The organism is Nocardia amamiensis, from assembly GCF_015477605.1.
In the GTDB taxonomy this organism is placed as follows: domain Bacteria; phylum Actinomycetota; class Actinomycetes; order Mycobacteriales; family Mycobacteriaceae; genus Nocardia; species Nocardia amamiensis_A.
Map to the genome: position 1 here is coordinate 1 of NZ_JADLQX010000147.1, position 1459 is coordinate 1459.

Annotated in this window: 1 protein-coding gene; it reads right to left on the reverse strand. The window is 65.2% G+C overall.

Translation table 11 applies throughout. The features are described 5' to 3' along the window. Positions 1-33: 33 nt before the first annotated feature. Complete coding sequence (locus IU459_RS37150; RefSeq protein WP_195134252.1) at positions 34-1347, reverse strand: IS256 family transposase; 1314 nt, start codon at positions 1345-1347, stop codon at positions 34-36. Positions 1348-1459 lie beyond the last annotated feature (112 nt).

Genomic DNA, 1459 nt, shown 5'->3' on the forward strand with positions numbered 1-1459 from the left:
GAGGAATTGTCAAAACCTGTGGTTCGGTCTGTTTCAGGCGACCTCCGTTCGGGTGGTGTCGGCCGGGTCGGGTGAGGATGCGGGGGTGATCTCGCGGGGTCGTTCGAGCAGCTTGCCCTTGTGGAACAGGGCGCCGTTGCGGACGAGGGCGACCAGTTCGGGGGCGTTGACCTTGCGCCAGCGGGCTTGGGCGGCTTCGATCAGCTTGTAGGCCATGGCGATTCCGGCCGCGCGTGAGCCCGGCCCCTTGGTGACTTTCGTGCGCAGCCGGACGGTGGCGAAGGTGGATTCGATCGGGTTCGTGGTCCGCAGGTGGATCCAATGCTCGGCCGGATATCTGTAGAACTCGAGCAGGACATCGAGGTCGTCGACGACCTTCGCGACCGCCTTGGGATACTTCTTGCCGTAGTCGATCTCGAATGCCTTCACCGCGAGTTGCGCCTTGTCGATGTCCTCGGCGTTGTAGATATCCTTCATCGCCGCGACTGCACCGGGATGGGCTGACTTCGGTAGCGCGGCAAGGATATTTGCGGATTTGTGGAACCAGCATCGCTGCTCGCGGGTTTGCGGGAACACATCGCGCAGTGCTTTCCAGAACCCGAGCGCGCCGTCACCGATCGCGAGCACCGGTGCGGTCATGCCGCGGCGGCGGCAATCGCGCAGCAGATCGGCCCACGACTCGGTCGATTCACGGTAGCCATCGGTGAGCGCGATCAGTTCCTTGCGGCCGTCGGCGCGCACGCCGATCATCACCAGCAGGCACAGTTTCTCCTGCTCCAGACGCACTTTGGTGTGGATGCCGTCGACCCACACATACACGTAATCGGTGCCCGAGAGGTCCCGGCCGGCGAACGCGCGGGCCTCGTCGGTCCACTGGCCGGTCAACCGGGTGATCGATGCCGCCGAGAGCCCGGCACCGGAGCCGAGGAACTGCTCCAATGCCGGGCCGAAGTCCCCGGTGGACAGCCCGTGCAGATACAGCAGTGGCAGCACCTCGGTGACCTGCGGCGACTTCCGCGCCCACGCGGGCAGAATCGCCGAGGAAAACCGGTGCCGCTCACCGGTTTGCGGGTCGATGCGCTTGTCGTTCACGCGAGGCGCTTTGACCCGCACCGCGCCCGCCGCGGTGAGGACTTCCCGCTCGGCGTGGTAGCCATTGCGCACCACCAGGCGGTGACCGTTCTCGTCGAGCTGGTCGGCGAACTGGGCGATATAGGCCGCGACCTCGGCCTTCAACGCTGCGGCGAGCATCTGCCGGGCACCGTCGCGGACGATCTCATCGAGCAACGACCGGGTCGACCCGGCCTCACCGTCGGCGACGGAGATGTTCTGAACTACCGTGAACACGGACGTACCTTCCCGACCGGCGTTGGCGCGCCGGCATGATCAAGACTTCGGACTGATAGATCATCCGGGAAGGTGCGTCCTTCCCGTCATCCACAGGTCCTGATCATTGCTC